Origin of the sequence: Marinobacterium zhoushanense (assembly GCF_014641945.1) — a bacterium.
Classification (GTDB): Bacteria; Pseudomonadota; Gammaproteobacteria; order Pseudomonadales; family Balneatricaceae; genus Marinobacterium_D; species Marinobacterium_D zhoushanense.
The window spans coordinates 240,971-256,181 of sequence record NZ_BMIJ01000008.1 but is presented as its reverse complement, the minus strand read 5'-3'; the positions used below and the strand labels follow the sequence as shown (position 1 = coordinate 256,181).

At 60.1% G+C, this 15,211-nt stretch carries 13 protein-coding genes; 12 read left to right on the top strand and 1 reads right to left on the bottom strand.

Annotated features, from left to right (window positions below; translation table 11 throughout):
- Nucleotide 1: 1 nt before the first annotated feature.
- From dnaE to rpoS, 12 genes are all read left to right on the top strand, one after another.
- Nucleotides 2-3,502 carry a DNA polymerase III subunit alpha gene (gene dnaE / locus IEX40_RS19160; protein ID WP_188751230.1) on the top strand — a complete coding sequence of 1,167 codons (3,501 nt, stop codon included), beginning with the start codon at nucleotides 2-4 and terminating at the stop codon, nucleotides 3,500-3,502.
- A 129-nt stretch (nucleotides 3,503-3,631) separates the two neighbouring features.
- Nucleotides 3,632-4,591 carry an acetyl-CoA carboxylase carboxyl transferase subunit alpha gene (accA, locus tag IEX40_RS19155; protein ID WP_188751228.1) on the top strand — a complete coding sequence of 320 codons (960 nt, stop codon included), beginning with the start codon at nucleotides 3,632-3,634 and terminating at the stop codon, nucleotides 4,589-4,591.
- 20 nt (nucleotides 4,592-4,611) lie between these two features.
- Nucleotides 4,612-5,922, top strand: coding sequence for a tRNA lysidine(34) synthetase TilS (tilS, locus tag IEX40_RS19150; protein WP_188751226.1), 1,311 nt, complete (start codon nucleotides 4,612-4,614; stop codon nucleotides 5,920-5,922).
- Nucleotides 5,923-5,974: 52 nt separating this feature from the next.
- Nucleotides 5,975-7,606: a CTP synthase gene (gene pyrG / locus IEX40_RS19145; RefSeq protein WP_188751224.1), complete on the top strand. Its 1,632-nt coding sequence runs from the start codon at nucleotides 5,975-5,977 to the stop codon at nucleotides 7,604-7,606.
- A 34-nt stretch (nucleotides 7,607-7,640) separates the two neighbouring features.
- On the top strand, nucleotides 7,641-8,936 hold the full coding sequence (gene eno, locus IEX40_RS19140) for a phosphopyruvate hydratase (protein ID WP_188751222.1): 1,296 nt from the start codon (nucleotides 7,641-7,643) through the stop codon (nucleotides 8,934-8,936).
- Nucleotides 8,937-9,065: 129 nt separating this feature from the next.
- Nucleotides 9,066-9,374 carry a cell division protein FtsB gene (gene ftsB / locus IEX40_RS19135; protein WP_268235819.1) on the top strand — a complete coding sequence of 103 codons (309 nt, stop codon included), beginning with the start codon at nucleotides 9,066-9,068 and terminating at the stop codon, nucleotides 9,372-9,374.
- A gap of 6 nt (nucleotides 9,375-9,380) precedes the next feature.
- Nucleotides 9,381-10,418, top strand: a complete 1,038-nt coding sequence (gene truD, locus IEX40_RS19130) for a tRNA pseudouridine(13) synthase TruD (RefSeq protein ID WP_308421614.1) — start codon at nucleotides 9,381-9,383, stop codon at nucleotides 10,416-10,418.
- 106 nt (nucleotides 10,419-10,524) lie between these two features.
- The gene (gene surE / locus IEX40_RS19125; RefSeq protein WP_188751218.1) at nucleotides 10,525-11,283 is read left to right on the top strand and encodes a 5'/3'-nucleotidase SurE; all 759 of its coding nucleotides are present in this window, start codon (nucleotides 10,525-10,527) and stop codon (nucleotides 11,281-11,283) included.
- Nucleotides 11,284-11,309: 26 nt separating this feature from the next.
- Nucleotides 11,310-11,948 carry a protein-L-isoaspartate(D-aspartate) O-methyltransferase gene (locus IEX40_RS19120; protein ID WP_188751216.1) on the top strand — a complete coding sequence of 213 codons (639 nt, stop codon included), beginning with the start codon at nucleotides 11,310-11,312 and terminating at the stop codon, nucleotides 11,946-11,948.
- Nucleotides 11,949-11,965: 17 nt separating this feature from the next.
- Nucleotides 11,966-12,886 (top strand): polyprenyl-phosphate transporter, encoded by a 921-nt coding sequence (locus IEX40_RS19115; RefSeq protein WP_229680844.1) that lies wholly within the window; start codon nucleotides 11,966-11,968, stop codon nucleotides 12,884-12,886.
- Between the two features lie 30 nt (nucleotides 12,887-12,916).
- Nucleotides 12,917-13,687 (top strand): peptidoglycan DD-metalloendopeptidase family protein, encoded by a 771-nt coding sequence (locus IEX40_RS19110; RefSeq protein ID WP_188751212.1) that lies wholly within the window; start codon nucleotides 12,917-12,919, stop codon nucleotides 13,685-13,687.
- A 51-nt stretch (nucleotides 13,688-13,738) separates the two neighbouring features.
- Nucleotides 13,739-14,776, top strand: a complete 1,038-nt coding sequence (gene rpoS / locus IEX40_RS19105; protein ID WP_229680843.1) for an RNA polymerase sigma factor RpoS — start codon at nucleotides 13,739-13,741, stop codon at nucleotides 14,774-14,776.
- Between the two features lie 53 nt (nucleotides 14,777-14,829).
- Here rpoS and fdxA read toward each other — a convergent pair whose 3' ends face one another.
- A complete protein-coding gene (fdxA, locus tag IEX40_RS19100) occupies nucleotides 14,830-15,153 on the bottom strand; it encodes a ferredoxin FdxA (protein ID WP_188751210.1) in 324 nt (107 codons plus the stop codon).
- Nucleotides 15,154-15,211: the final 58 nt, after the last annotated feature.

Genomic DNA, 15,211 nt, shown 5'->3' with positions numbered 1-15,211 from the left:
GATGACAGCTGCCAATTTCGTACACCTGCGGGTGCATACTGAATATTCCCTGTTCGATGGTTTGGTGCGGATCAAAGAGCTGGTCAAGGCAGCCGCCGCAGATGGCATGCCCGCCGTCGGCATGACCGACCAGACCAACCTGTTCGCGCTGGTCAAGTTCTACAAGGCGGCACTGGGCGCCGGCGTCAAGCCGGTCTGCGGTGTCGATCTCTGGGTGCAGAACGAGCTGGATCCGGAGGGGGAGCCGTTCCGGTTGACCCTGTTGGTGCGCACCGGCAAGGGCTATCGCAACCTGATGGAGCTGGTCTCCCGTGCTTATGCCGAAGGGCAGGGGATCGATCCGGAGCGGGCCTTGGTCAAGCGGGAGTGGGTCAAGGAGAAGGCCGAGGGGCTGATCGCGCTGTCCGGTGCCCGCCTCGGTGAGGTGGGGCGGGCCCTACTGGCCGAGAGCGACCAGACAACGACAATGCTCGATGAGTGGATGGCCGTATTTCCCAACAGCTTCTACCTGGAGATTCAGCGTACCGGGCGTCCTGGTGATGAAACCCTGGTGCACGCCAGCGTGGCGCTGGCCCGCGAAACGGGTTGCCCGCTGGTAGCGACCAACGAAGTGATGTTCATCAAGGCCGATGACTTCGAGGCCCACGAGGCGCGGACCTGCATCAACATGAGTCGTACGCTGGAGGATCCGACACGGCCGCGCAACTACTCCGCGCAGCAGTATTTCCGCACCCAGCAGGAGATGGTCGAGCTGTTCGCCGATATCCCCAGCGCATTGGCGAATAGCGTGGAGATCGCCAAGCGCTGCAATATCGAGATCGAGCTGGGCACCTACTACCTGCCACGCTTCCCGATCCCGGAAGGGATCCTGATGGATGACTATTTCCGTTTCGTCTCCCGTCAGGGGCTGGAGGAGCGCCTGGCATTTCTATACGACGCCAGTTCACCGGATTTTGCCGAGATCCGTAAACCCTATGATGAGCGACTCGATTTCGAACTCGACATCATCATCCAGATGGGCTTCCCCGGCTACTTCCTGATCGTGATGGACTTCATCAAGTGGGGCAAGGAGAACGGCATCCCTGTGGGTCCGGGACGAGGCTCGGGTGCCGGCTCTCTGGTAGCCTACGCGTTGAAGATCACCGATCTGGATCCGCTCGAATATGACCTGCTGTTCGAACGCTTCCTGAACCCGGAACGTGTGTCCATGCCCGACTTCGATATCGATTTCTGCATGGATAACCGCGACCGTGTCATCGACTACGTGGCGCAAAAATATGGCCGCGACGCCGTATCCCAGATCATCACCTACGGCACCATGGCGGCCAAGGCGGTGGTGCGTGATGTGGCGCGTGTTCAGGGCAAGCCATTCGGTCTCGCCGACCGCCTGTCCAAACTGATCCCGTTCGAAGTGGGTATGACGCTGAGCAAGGCCTGGGAGCAGGAGCCTCAACTGCGCGAATTCGTCGAGTCGAGCGAGGAAGCGCAGGAGATCATGGAGATGGCGTACAAGCTTGAGGGCGTTACCCGTAACGTCGGCAAGCACGCCGGTGGCGTGGTGATCGCGCCGACCAAGTTGACCGACTTCGCCGCCACCTACTGTGACGAAGAGGGCCACGGCCTGGTCACCCAGTTCGACAAGAACGATGTCGAAGAAGCGGGCCTCGTTAAATTCGACTTCCTCGGCCTGCGTACGCTGACCATCATCGACTGGGCGCTGGAGATGATCAATGCCCAGCGCAAGCGGCGTGGTGAAGAGGACCTACGGATCGAAACCATCGACCTGGAGGATCCGCCCACCTTCAAACTGCTGCAGAGTGCGGCGACCACCGCAGTGTTCCAGCTTGAATCCAGCGGCATGAAGGATCTGATCCGCCGCCTGCAGCCCTCGCGGTTCGAGGATATCGTCGCCCTGGTGGCCCTGTTCCGTCCGGGGCCGCTGCAGTCGGGCATGGTGGATGACTTCATCAACCGTAAGCATGGCCGTGCCGAGATGGCCTGGCCGCACCCGGATTATCAGCTCGACTCGCTGCAGCCGGTGCTCGAACCCACCTACGGCATTATCCTGTATCAGGAGCAGGTGATGCAGATCGCCCAGGTGATGGCCGGGTATACCCTCGGCGGTGCGGACATGCTGCGCCGCGCCATGGGTAAGAAAAAGCCCGAGGAGATGGCCAAGCAGCGCAGCTCATTCCTCGAGGGCAGCCAGCAAAACGGCATCGATGCCAATCTGGCCGGTAACATATTCGATCTGGTGGAGAAGTTCGCCGGATACGGTTTCAACAAGTCGCACTCCGCCGCCTATGCCCTGGTCTCCTATCAGACCGCTTGGCTGAAGCAGCACTACCCGGCGCCGTTCATGGCGGCGGTAATGTCCTCCGATATGCAGAACACCGACAAGGTGGTGATCTTCATCGAGGAGTGCCGGCAGATGAAGCTGACCGTGCGACTGCCCGACGTCAATGACGGCGAGTACAAGTTTGCGGTCAATGACAAGGACGAGATCATCTACGGACTGGGTGCCATCAAAGGGGTGGGAGAGGGCCCGGTGGAGGCGATCGTCCAGGCCAGGGCCGAGGGCGGTCCGTTCAGCGACCTGTTCGACTTCTGCAAGCGCGTCGGTACCAAGCGTTTGAACAAGCGCGTACTTGAGGCGCTGATCCGCTGTGGTGCACTGGACAGCCTGGGGGCCCACCGCGCGATTTTGTGGGATGCGATATCGGCAGCGCTGCAGGCAGCGGATCAGGATGCCCGTAATCAGGATGCCGGCATCTTCGACCTGTTCGGCGAGATGGAGGCGCAGACCGAGACCGATCCCTACGAGAACTTTCGTCGCGCCCGTGAGTGGACCGACAAGGAGCGTCTGCAGGGGGAGAAGGAGACGCTGGGCCTCTACGTTACCGGCCATCCGATCGACGAGTACGAGGCGGAGCTCAAGCACTTCGTCAGCAAGAAGCTGGTCGAGCTGCAGCCGGCTCGGGGGCGGCAGCAAAAGATGGTCGGTCTGGTGGTCGATCTGCGCATGAAGAAGACCAAGAAAGGCGATCCGCTCTGCTTTATTACACTGGATGATCGCAGCGCCCGCATGGAGGTGACCCTGTTTGGCGAAGCCTACGATAACGCACGTAACCTGATCGCCAAGGACGTAGTGCTGATCGTCGAGGGCGAGATCGCGACGGACGACTATAACGGTGGGGTCAAGGTACGTGGCAGCAAGGTGCTCAGTATCGCCGATGCCCGTGCCCAGTATGCCAGCAGCGTCGAGATCAGCTGCGCCCAGGATGAGTTCGGCCGGCAAACCCTAAAACAGCTGGCGGAGACGCTCAGGCGCGAGAAACTGGCCGAGGGTGGCCTGCCGGTGGTGATGCGCTACCGCCGGGGGGATGCCGAAGGTCCGCTGAAGTTCGGCGACGACTGGCGTATACGTGCCAGCGATGAGCTGATCCTGGCACTCAAGGAACAGTTCGGTAACGACAGGGTCCAACTGCGTTTCGAACGCTGAGTGGCCGCTCAGCTGTCCGGTTTCGGGGTGGAGTCTCCCCCCGGCAACCGGTAGAATTGGCCAAAATTTTTGGCGAGCCGAAGCACGGACTTGCCCCAACACACCTGACAAGAGCAGAAGCAGACGCGCATGAATCCTAACTACCTGGATTTTGAACAGCCGATCGCCGAGCTGGAAGCCAAAATCAACGAACTACGCCTGGTGGGCGAAGACAATGCGGACCTGAACCTCAGTGATGAGATCGGTCGTCTGCAGGATAAAAGTCGCAGTCTGACTCAAACCATCTTCGCCGACCTGTCAGCCTGGCAGATTTCCCAGCTGGCGCGTCATCCCAAGCGTCCCTATACCTTCGATTACGTCAAGCACGCATTCGAGGAGTTTGAGGAGATCCACGGCGATCGGCATTTCGCCGACGACCAGGCGTTGGTAGGCGGTATCGCCCGTCTGGATGACAAGCCGGTGATGATCGTCGGTCACCAAAAGGGGCGTGAGGTCAAGGAGAAGGTAAAACGCAACTTCGGTATGCCGCGTCCCGAGGGTTACCGCAAGGCGCTGCGCATCATGGAGATGGCCGAGCGTTTCAAGCTGCCGGTACTGACCTTTATCGACACCCCGGGGGCCTATCCCGGCATCGATGCCGAGGAACGCGGGCAGTCCGAAGCGATCGCTTTCAACCTGGCCAAGATGTCGCAGCTGCGCACCCCGATCATCTCCACCGTAATCGGTGAGGGTGGTTCCGGCGGCGCGTTGGCGATCGGCGTCTGCGATGAACTGCTGATGTTGCAGTACGCGACCTATTCGGTGATCTCACCGGAGGGCTGTGCCTCTATCCTGTGGAAGAGCGCTGAGCGTGCAGCGGATGCGGCCAAGGCGATGGGTATCACCTCCGGACGGCTGAAGGAGCTGGGCCTGGTCGACCAGGTGATTCCGGAACCGCTGGGTGGTGCGCATCGTGATCCGGCATTGATGGCGGCGAGCCTGCAGCAGACCCTGGTCGAGACTCTGGATCGCATGCAGCAGCTGCCGATCGATGAGCTGCTTGAACGGCGTTACTCTCGATTGATGTCCTATGGTCGTCTTACCGACTGATCTCCCTCTCGGGCCTGCGCATGGCTGATTTGCCGGCGCTGCTCGCCGGGCGTCTCGAACGCCTGCCTCAGATCCGCCGCTGGGTGATTGCATTCAGCGGCGGTGTCGATTCCAGGGTGCTGCTGGAACTCTGTGCCCGGCTGCTTCCCGCCGAGCGCCTGCTGGCGCTGCACGTCGATCATCAGGTGCAGGCCAGCTCCGGCCAGTGGGCTGCGCAATGTGGCGCGATATGTGCCGGGCTTGGGGTGCCTTTTCAAACTCTTGCGGTCAATCCTTCATCGCCCTCCGAAGCGGATCTGCGTGATGCACGCTACGCGGCATTTCTGTCCGTGTTGCGTGAGGGAGACTGTCTCTTGCTGGCACAGCACGCGGATGACCAGGCCGAAACGCTGCTGCTGCGGCTGCTGCGTGGTGCCGGTGTGCGCGGCCTGGCAGCGATGCCGCGGCAGCGAGCCCTGGGCCCTGCCTTGCTGTTGCGACCGCTGCTGGACCAGCCGCGGGAACGGCTCGAGCAGTGGGCCCGGTCGCAGCAGTTGGAGTGGGTGGAGGATCCGAGCAATGCCGATGAGGGCTACGACCGCAATTGGCTGAGACTGAATCTGTTGCCGCAGCTGCGCGCTCGCTGGCCCCGTCTGCATCAGCGGGTAACCACGACGACGGCGCAACTGGCCGAGGCCTACGCGCTGCTGGATGAGGTGGCCGCTGCCGACCTGGCGCAGTTTCAACGGGGAGCCGAATGTCTGGTGCTCGAGGGGCTGGGTAGCCTGTCCGAGGCGCGCACCCGCAATCTACTGCGCTATTGGGTGCATCGCATCAGCGGCCACTGGTTGAGTTATGACGAGCTTCGCCATCTGCAGTTGCAGGTGATCGCCGCCGGCGAGGATCGTACTCCCGAATTGCAGTTGGGAAATTATTGGCTGCGTCGCTACCGGCAGCGGCTCTATCTGCTGCCGGCGCCGCCGGATCCGCAGCCGCCTTTCGACCTGGTGGTCGAACCGCGGCATTGGGCCCTGGCCCAGGGCCGACTGAGCTTTGAGTCTGGAGACGCTCCCGGTATCGCAGTGGGTACTCACTTATCCCTGGTCTACCGACAGGGCGGTGAACGGCTGCGCCCCTTGGGACGGGGTGGTTCTGTCGGGCTCAAGCAGCTGCTGCAGGAGGCCGGCGTACCGCCCTGGTGGCGTGCCGACTGGCCGCTGCTGTGTCGGGATGGGGAGATTGTTGCCGTGCCCGGCATCTGCCTGTGCGAAGGCGCCGTTAGCGAGAGCGGATTAACGCCTCAATGGCAGCCTTTGGGTTTGTCTGATGGCGGGGGCTTTGGTAGACTGTAGCCCCATCTTGAGTACGTTTTCCCTCCAAAACTTTCGATCTTACAGGTTCCGCATGACGCGTTATATTTTCGTCACCGGCGGTGTTGTGTCCTCATTGGGCAAAGGCATCGCATCTGCTTCTCTGGCGGCTATTCTTGAGGCCCGAGGTCTCAAAGTCACAATGCTCAAGCTGGACCCGTATATCAACGTGGACCCGGGCACCATGAGCCCGTTCCAGCACGGTGAGGTGTTTGTCACCGAAGATGGCGCCGAGACCGATCTCGATCTCGGTCACTACGAGCGCTTCATCCGCACCACGATGACCAAGCGCAACAACTTCACCTCCGGCCGCGTGTACCAGCATGTGCTGCGTAAAGAGCGCCGCGGTGATTATCTGGGCGGCACCGTGCAGGTGATCCCGCACATCACCGACGAGATCAAGCGCCGCGTCATCGAAGGCGCGGGCGATGCCGATATCGCGTTGGTCGAGATCGGCGGTACCGTCGGCGATATCGAATCCCTGCCGTTCCTGGAAGCGGTGCGCCAGTTAAAGGTGGAGCTGGGCTCCAACCGGGCATTGTTCATGCACCTGACCCTGGTGCCCTATATCGCCACCGCCGGTGAAACCAAGACCAAGCCCTCTCAGCACTCGGTCAAAGAGCTGCGCTCCATCGGTATTCAGCCGGATATTCTGGTGTGCCGTTCGGAGCAGCCGATCCCCGAGTCGTCTCTGCGTAAGCTGTCGATGTTCACCAACGTCGAGGAGCGTGCTGTGGTGTCGCTGCCGGATGCCGATACCATCTATAACATCCCGCGCATGCTTAGCGATCAGGGGCTGGACGATATCGTGGTCGACCGCTTCCGTCTCGACTGCCCGCCCGCGGACCTGCGCGAGTGGGACCGTGTTGCCGATGCCTTCCTGCATCCGGAGGGTGAGGTACGTATCGCCATGGTCGGCAAGTATATGGAGCTGCTCGATGCCTACAAGTCGTTGATCGAGGCGGTCTCCCATGCCGGTATCACACTGCGTAAAAAGGTCAGGATCGAGTATATCGACTCCGAGCGTGTCGAGCGTGAAGGCGTCGAGATCCTGAAGGATGTCAGCGCCATCCTGGTGCCGGGCGGCTTCGGCGAGCGTGGTGTCGAGGGCAAAATCGAGGCCGTACGTTACGCCCGCGAGAACAAGATCCCCTATCTGGGCATCTGTCTGGGTATGCAGGTGGCGGTGATCGAGTATGCCCGTCATGTGGCCAAACTCGAAGACGCCAACTCCACCGAGTTTGAACAGGATTGTCCGCATCCGGTGATCGGCCTGATCACCGAATGGCTTGATGCCAGCGGCGAGAAGGAGGAGCGCAGCGAAAGCTCCGACCTGGGCGGCACCATGCGTCTTGGTGCGCAGATCTGCCACCTCAAGCCTGGTTCGAAGGTGGCTGAAGCATACGGCCGCATCGATATTACGGAGCGCCATCGTCACCGTTACGAAGTCAACAACAACTATGTTGAACAGCTGCAGGCCGCAGGTCTGGTCATCTCCGGTCGCTCCGAAGATGGCGAGCTGGTCGAGGTGGTCGAGGTACCGGATCATCCCTGGTTTGTGGCTTGCCAGTTCCACCCCGAATTCACGTCGACGCCACGTGACGGTCACGGCCTGTTTACCGGCTTTATCAAGGCCGCGCTGGCACGTCAGGCGCAGCAGCAATAACTTTCTGGATTTGTGAACACTGGAGAAATGTGTAATGGCTCAGATCGCTGATATCAAGGCACGCGAAGTGCTCGATTCCCGCGGTAACCCCACCGTCGAAGCCGACGTTATTCTGACTTCAGGTGTTGTCGGCAGCGCCTGTGCACCTTCGGGTGCGTCCACAGGCTCGCGCGAGGCGCTGGAGCTGCGTGACGGAGACAAGTCGCGCTACCTGGGTAAAGGCGTTCTGAAAGCGGTGGCGGCGGTTAATGGCACCATTCGCGATGCCCTGATCGGGATGGATGCGGCTGACCAGCGTGCTCTGGATAACAAGATGCTGGAGCTCGACGGTACCGACAACAAGGCTACTTTGGGCGCCAACGCCATCCTCGCGGTGTCACTGGCTGCGGCCAAGGCGGCGGCGACCGAGAAAGGCATTCCGCTCTACGCCCATATCGCCGAGCTGAACGGCACCGCCGGTCAGTACTCCATGCCGGTGCCGATGATGAACATCCTCAACGGCGGCGAGCACGCCGACAACAACGTCGACATCCAGGAGTTCATGGTGCAGCCGGTGGGTGTGGACAACTTCGCCGATGCCCTGCGTTGCGGCGCCGAGATCTTCCATGCGCTGAAGGCGGTGCTCAAGGCTCGTGGCCTGAACACGGCCGTGGGTGATGAGGGTGGTTTCGCACCGAACCTGGGCTCCAATGAAGAAGCACTGGTGGTGATTAAGGAAGCGATCGCCAACGCCGGCTACGAGCTGGGCAAGGACGTGACCCTGGCGCTGGACTGCGCGGCCTCCGAGTTCTACAAGAATGGCCAGTACGACCTGTCCGGCGAAGGCAAGGTGTTCGATGCCGAGGGCTTCAGCGATTTCCTCGCCGAGCTGACCGAAAACTACCCGATCGTCTCTATCGAGGACGGCCTGGATGAGTCCGATTGGGCCGGCTGGGCCTACCTGACCAAGAAGATCGGCGACAAGGTGCAGCTGGTCGGCGACGACCTGTTCGTGACCAACACCAAGATCCTGAAGGAAGGGATCGACAAGGGGATCGCCAACTCCATCCTGATCAAGTTCAACCAGATCGGCTCCCTGTCCGAGACCCTGGATGCGATCAAGATGGCCAAGGACGCTGGTTACACCGCGGTGATCTCGCACCGCTCAGGCGAGACCGAAGACACTACCATCGCCGACCTGGCGGTGGGCACCGCCGCCGGCCAGATCAAAACCGGTTCGCTGTGCCGCTCCGACCGCGTATCCAAGTACAACCGCCTGCTGCGCATCGCCGAGGAGCTGGGCGACAAGGCGGTCTACAACGGCCTGAAAGAGATCAAGGGTCAAGGCTGATAACTGGTGGGTAAAAAAAGGGGCTGATGAGCAGCCCCTTTTTTGTGTGCACGATGTACGATAGTCCGGGTTCTCCACCTCCGAATGGAGTTCCGATACGTACAAGTTGGAAATGGATATGAGGCGTCCGTGTATCGCGCTCTGCTACTGATACTGTTGCTCATGATTATCGGTCTGCAGTACAGGCTCTGGTTCGGTGAGGCCAATCTGCGCCAGGTCTGGAGCCTGGAGGAGCAGATCAAGCAACAACAGATCGAGAATGAGACCCTGACCGAGCGCAATCAGCGCCTGGAGGCCGAAGTGCGCGATCTCAAGCAGGGGATGGCGGCACTGGAGGAGCGGGCGCGCAGCGATATGGGCATGGTGCAGGAGGGGGAGACCTTCTTTCAGCTGATCGAACCCGAACCGGACGCCCCGAATGGCCCGAATGGAGAGTAACCCGCGTTGAATCTGTACCAGCAACCCCCCGTTTATCTCTATGGCGAGCCCAGCGTGAGCGCAGTGCTGCGCTCGGTGCCGGAGGATTTCCAGGTCGTCGAACAGTTGGGCTTCGAACCGGATGGCGAGGGAGAACATCAGTTCCTCTATATCCGCAAGCGGGGCGAGAATACCGACTGGGTGGCGCGCCAACTGGCCCATTTCTGTCAGATCAGCCCCCGCGATGTCAGCTATGCCGGCAAGAAGGATCGTCATGCAGTCACCGAACAGTGGTTCAGCGTGCATATGCCGGGGCACCGGGCGAGCCTGAACTGGAAGCTGTTTGGCGGTGACAGCATCGAAGTGCTGCGTGCCGAACGCCACAGCCGTAAGCTGCGCCTGGGGGCGCTCAAGGGCAATAGGTTCGAGTTGCGCCTGCGTGAGGTATCGGACGCCGACGAGCTGTTGCAGCGCTTCGACAAGCTCAAGGGCGGCGTACCGAACTACTTTGGCGAGCAACGCTTCGGGCACAACTTTGGCAATATCGACAAGGGCTTGGCGTTGATCGCCGGACGTTTCAAGGAGCGCCAACGGCACAAGAAGGGACTCTATATCTCTGCCGTGCGCTCCTGGTTGTTCAACCGCCTGCTGTCGGAGCGCATCGACCGGGGTTTGTGGAGCCAGATTCTCGACGGCGACGTGCTGATGATCAATGGTAGCCAGAGCTGTTTTTTATATGATGGTGCTCCGGAGGTCGCAAGACGCATCGAAGCGGGTGAGCTGCACCTGACCGGACCGTTGTGGGGGCGGGGCGAGTTGATGACCCAGGGTGCCGCGCGGGAGTTTGAGATCCAGGCGCTGGCCGAGCTGGCCGAGGTCGGCGAACAGTTGGCCGCGCTAGGGCTGAATCAGGAGCGCCGTGCGCTCAGGCTTATGCCCGCCGAGCTTGCGATTGAACCTGAGAGTGACGGACAATGGCGGCTGGCGTTCGATCTGCCGGCGGGGGCGTTTGCAACCAGCGTGCTGCGCGAGCTTTGTCGTTGGAACGGTGCCGGGCAAGACTAAGAGCGAGAGACGATAAGAAACAGGGCATCGGTGCAGACAAGGATAGGCCGAGCCCAGGGCCCGAAGCCTGATGGGGGCTGGAGGTCGAGCGGAGTATTCCCACCCGATGCATATATTGATTTCAAACGATGATGGCGTGTACGCGCCGGGTCTGGCCGCCCTGGCCTCGGCACTGGGGCAGGATGCGCAATCGATTTGCGTCGTGGCGCCAGATCGTAACCGCAGCGGCGCCAGCAATTCGCTGACCCTGGATCGTCCACTTGAGGCCTATGCCCACGAGTCGGGTTTCATCAGTATCAACGGTACACCGACCGACTGTGTGCATCTGGGCGTTTCGGGGCTGTTCAGCGACGAGCGCAGGCCGGATCTTGTGGTGTCCGGGATCAATGCAGGTGCCAACCTTGGCGACGATGTGTTGTATTCCGGTACCGTAGCCGCCGCGATGGAGGGGCGTAACTGTCGCCTGCCGCCGATTGCGGTGTCGCTGTGCAGTTTCCATCCGCAGCATTTTGATACGGCGGCCGAGATCGTGCGGGTGCTGGTGAGCAAGCTCGAGTCGCTGGTTGTCGCGCCGCGTACGGTGCTTAACGTCAATGTTCCCGATCTGCCGTTGGAGCGGATCCGTGGCATCCACGTGACGCGTCTGGGACACCGTTTTGCCGGCGAGCCTCCGGTGAAGGTGTTGGATCCACGCGGTCGTACCCGCTACTGGATTGCCGGTACCGGCGATGCGGCGGATGCCGAGCCCGGCACTGACTTCTATGCGGTGGAGCAGGGGTTTGTGTCGGTGACACCGCTGCAGATCGATATGAGCCACTACTCGGGTATGGAGAGTCTCGCGCTCTGGTTGGAGGAGCTGAATTGAACGAGGTGCATTTTCAAGGCATCGGTATGACCTCTAAGCGAACTCGCGATCGCCTCATCAACCGTCTTCGCGAGCAGGGGATACAGAACGAGAAGGTGTTGAACGTTATTCGGGATACGCCACGCCACATCTTTATTGATGAGGCACTGTCTCATCGCGCCTATGAAGATACGGCGTTGCCGATCGGCTTTAACCAGACCATATCCCAGCCCTATATCGTGGCGCGGATGACCGAGCTGCTGCTGGAAGATGGTCCGCGACAGAATGTGCTGGAGGTGGGTACCGGTTCCGGTTACCAGACCGCCATTCTGGCCCAGTTAGTGGGGCAGGTGTTCAGTGTCGAGCGGATACGCGGATTGCAAGAGAAGGCGCGTAAGCGGATGCAGCAGTTGCGTTTGCGCAACGTCATGTTCCGGCACACCGATGGCGGCATGGGGTGGCCGGACAAGGGCCCGTTCGATGGCATCATGGTCACCGCCGCGCCGGAGAATGTGCCCCAGGAACTGTTGGATCAGCTCGCTGTCGGTGGGGTCCTGGTGATCCCGGTCGGTGATGGTCAGGGCCAGGTGCTGATGAAGATCCGCCGCGTCGCCGAAGATCAGTACGAACGCAAGGTGCTCGAACCGGTCCGTTTTGTGCCGCTGTTGGCAGGGGTTATTCGTTGAGTCAGATGGAAACTAAAGTGCGTACACCCAAGGAATATCTGGCCTTGGCCGGAAAAGGGATGATGATGGGCGCGGCAGATGCGGTACCCGGCGTGTCCGGCGGTACCATCGCGTTTATTACCGGTATCTATGAAGAGCTGATCGAAACCCTGCGCAGTTTTGATCTTAAGGCGTTATCCGTCCTCTACCGCGACGGGTTTGCGGCGTGCTGGCGCCATGTCAACGGCACCTTCCTGGTGACGCTGCTGGCGGGCATACTGTTTAGCCTGGTGACGCTGTCGCGGGCGGTCCTGTTCATGCTAAACCACTATCCGGTGCTGCTCTGGGCATTCTTCTTCGGCCTGATACTGGCTTCGGTGTGGAGCCTGATGCGTCACGTCAAAGGCTGGGACCTGAGTACCAGTTTAATCTTCTTTACCGGCGCGCTGCTGGCGTATCTGATCACCTCGTTGACCCCCGGCACGCTGGTGGTATCGCCCGTAACCCTGTTCGGCTCGGGGATGGTCGCCATCTGTGCGATGATCCTGCCGGGGATCTCCGGCAGTTTCATCCTGCTCTTGATGGGCATGTATGCGCCGGTTCTGAGCGCGGTCAAACATTTTGAACTCTATCACCTCGGCCTGTTCGCCGCCGGCTGTGCTGTCGGCTTGCTCAGTTTTTCACACCTGCTAAGCTGGGCGTTTCATCACCAGCGGAAGTTGATCCTGGCTCTGCTGGGTGGGTTCATGCTTGGCTCGTTGAATAAGGTCTGGCCGTGGAAATACACCCTGTCCTATACCATCGACCGACACGGGGATTCGATTCCCCTGCTGCAGCGTAACGTGTTGCCTGATGTGTTCACCCAGCTAACCGGTCAGGGTGCGTTGCTCTGGCCCGCTCTGGTGCTGATGGCGGTGGGCGTACTGCTGGTTGTACTGCTGGATCGACACAACGGCTAGGGAGGTTGCGTGCCGGAGGGAGCGAGCGGATTGCAGAAGCTTGTTATTCTACTTGCTGTGTTCGCACTGTCTGCCTGCTCCGGTGGTTACGCTCCTGTGACCGAGCAGTCGTTGGGTGGGCGCCCCAGCGGCCCTGCTCCGGCCCGCTACACAGTGCGACAGGGGGATACCCTGTACTCCATCGCCTGGCGTTACGGCATGGATTTTCGCGAGTTGGCGGCAATCAACGGTATCGATAGACGCTACATCATCTACCCCGGGCAGAAGCTGCGACTGAAAGGCGCAAGCGGCGCAACTGGAGAATCATCCGGAACCTCATCCGGAACCAAAGTCGCTTCCCAGACTCAAACATCATCAAGAAGCCAGCCAAAACAGAGTGCTCAGTCGGCACCTGCTGAGAGGGTGGCGAGTCACGCCTCGGTCGGTCCCGTCGATTGGCAGTGGCCGAGTAAGGGGGCGCTCATCGGGCGCTATTCCAACGGCGCTAGCCCAAACAAGGGGATCGACCTGGCGGGTAAGGTAGGTGATCCGGTCTATGCGGCGGCCGCTGGACGGGTGGTTTATGCGGGCAGCGGCCTGTTGGGTTACGGCAATTTGGTAATCGTGAATCACAACCGCCAGTACCTGAGCGCGTACGCACATAACAGTCGCATTCTTGTGAAAGAAAGTGATAGTGTGAAGAAAGGCGATAAAATCGCTGAATTGGGCAATACCGGAACCAGCCGTCCAATGTTGCATTTTGAGATAAGGCGCGATGGTAAGCCCGTAGATCCGCTGAAGTATCTACCCGAAAAACAATAAAAAAATAATAAGCAGGATAGCGTAACGTTAAACACGCATGGGGGTAATCAGATGGAAAACGTGAGTACCAAAGAGTACGAATCGATGAATGCCGGTCGAGATCCTGACATCGAATCCGATGAGGAGATGGAACTCGACGATGTTGATGATAGCGATGACGACACTGATGATGCGTCGGGCGACGACAGCGTGCCGGAGTTCATCAACAGCGGTCGTGGGCGTGGCAGCATGGCGCATAAGGATCTGGTCAATGCCAAAACGCTGGATGCCACTCAGCTGTATCTCAACGAGATCGGCTTCTCGCCGCTGCTGACCGCCGAGGAGGAGGTTTACTTCTCTCGCCTGGCACTCAAAGGTGATGGGGCGGCGCGTAAGCGCATGATCGAGAGCAACCTGCGCCTGGTGGTTAAGATTGCCAGACGCTACATAAATCGTGGACTGTCCCTGCTGGACCTGATCGAAGAGGGAAACCTTGGGCTGATCCGTGCGGTGGAAAAGTTCGATCCCGAGCGTGGTTTCCGTTTCTCCACCTATGCCACCTGGTGGATACGCCAGACCATAGAGCGCGCGATCATGAACCAAACGCGCACCATCCGTCTGCCTATCCATGTGGTAAAAGAGCTTAACGTATACCTGAGAGCATCCCGTGAGCTGGCACAGAAGCTGGATCATGAGCCGTCGCCGGAAGAGATCGCCAATCTGGTCGACAAGCCGGTGGCGGACGTGGAGCGGATGCTGGGGCTCAATGAGCGGATCAGCTCGGTGGATACACCGGTCGGCGGCGGTTCGGATAAATCGTTGCTCGATACCATCGCCGATCAGGAAGCCGGCGATCCGGAGACCCTGCTGCAGAACACCAATATCAGCGGCAACCTGAACAAGTGGCTGGACATGCTGCCGGAGAAGCACGCGGATGTATTGTCACGCCGTTTCGGTCTGCGTGGACATGAGATGTCGACGCTGGAGCAGGTGGGTAAGGAGATCGGCCTGACTCGCGAGCGGGTACGCCAGATTCAGGTGGAAGCACTGCGCAAGCTACGCGAGATAGTAGAGAAGAACGGTTTGAGTGGTGAGGATCTGCTGCAGTAACTTTGCGCTGACGACGCGATCGAAAACGGGGCCAGCAGGGCCCCGTTTTGTATTCAGCGTTCGAGGTATTTGAGCTTATCGGCGACGCCGTTCCACTCCTCTGCATCCGCCAGGGGCGCCTTGCGTTCATTGATATTGGGCCAGAGCTCCGCCAGTTCCGCGTTCAACGCTACGTAGGGTTGCTGCTCATCGCGTAGATCGTCTTCGGACAGTATCGCTTCAGCCGGGCACTCAGGTTCGCACAGGCCGCAGTCGATGCATTCATCCGGGTGGATGACCAGAAAATTCGGTCCCTCGTAGAAACAGTCGACCGGACAGACGTCGACACAGTCGGTGTACTTGCAGCGGATGCAGTTCTCGGTCACGACATAGGTCATCGCTGGTGCTCCCAGTTGTGGCGTGTTGCTGGCAGTATAGCCAGATCAACGCGAAAGG

Bases quoted from the DNA above. Each gene is read 5' to 3' on its own strand.
- dnaE (WP_188751230.1), top strand. From the start codon at position 2: ATGACAGCTGCCAATTTCGTACACCTGCGGGTGCATACTGAATATTCC.
- accA (WP_188751228.1), top strand. From the start codon at position 3,632: ATGAATCCTAACTACCTGGATTTTGAACAGCCGATCGCCGAGCTGGAA.
- tilS (WP_188751226.1), top strand. From the start codon at position 4,612: ATGGCTGATTTGCCGGCGCTGCTCGCCGGGCGTCTCGAACGCCTGCCT.
- pyrG (WP_188751224.1), top strand. From the start codon at position 5,975: ATGACGCGTTATATTTTCGTCACCGGCGGTGTTGTGTCCTCATTGGGC.
- eno (WP_188751222.1), top strand. From the start codon at position 7,641: ATGGCTCAGATCGCTGATATCAAGGCACGCGAAGTGCTCGATTCCCGC.
- surE (WP_188751218.1), top strand. From the start codon at position 10,525: ATGCATATATTGATTTCAAACGATGATGGCGTGTACGCGCCGGGTCTG.
- IEX40_RS19120 (WP_188751216.1), top strand. From the start codon at position 11,310: ATGACCTCTAAGCGAACTCGCGATCGCCTCATCAACCGTCTTCGCGAG.
- rpoS (WP_229680843.1), top strand. From the start codon at position 13,739: ATGGAAAACGTGAGTACCAAAGAGTACGAATCGATGAATGCCGGTCGA.
- fdxA (WP_188751210.1), bottom strand. From the start codon at position 15,153: ATGACCTATGTCGTGACCGAGAACTGCATCCGCTGCAAGTACACCGAC.